Source organism: Gluconobacter sp. P1D12_c, assembly GCF_018812105.1.
Taxonomy (GTDB): Bacteria; Pseudomonadota; Alphaproteobacteria; order Acetobacterales; family Acetobacteraceae; genus Gluconobacter; species Gluconobacter oxydans_A.
The window spans coordinates 1-403 of record NZ_JACSIQ010000641.1; the positions used below are offsets into that span (position 1 = coordinate 1).

Annotated in this window: 1 protein-coding gene; it reads right to left on the reverse strand. The window is 56.8% G+C overall.

Features of this window, described 5'->3' with window-relative positions; translation table 11 throughout:
• Positions 1-403: transposase (locus KP705_RS18530; RefSeq protein ID WP_215765366.1), on the reverse strand; the 403-nt coding region annotated here is incomplete at both ends.

Here is a 403-nt window from a genome sequence, read left to right on the forward strand (position 1 = left end):
CTGCCAGTCTTCAGGAATACGGCCTGCTCGCAGATCCGCTTTCTCTGCATTGGTGTTCCGCTGCTTCGGAGCCGCTACCAGCGTGGCATCCAGGATCTGGCCTGACATCGGCAAATACCCGGCGTTMCGCAGGGTCGCRTCAAAKCGGTCAAACAGCCTTTCAATGGCACCCGCCTGTGTCAAACGCTCACGAAACAGCCAGACCGTTTTGGCATCCGGCACGCGGTCCGACAGCCCCAATCCCAGAAAGCGCATGAACGACAGGCGGTCGTTGATCAGATACTCTGTCCGTTCATCAGACAAAGTGTTCAACGTCTGGATGACCAGAATTTTGAACATCAGCACCGGATCAAACGGCGGACGTCCGCCTTTACTTCCGTCTGAATAGGCCAGAGCCAGCTCC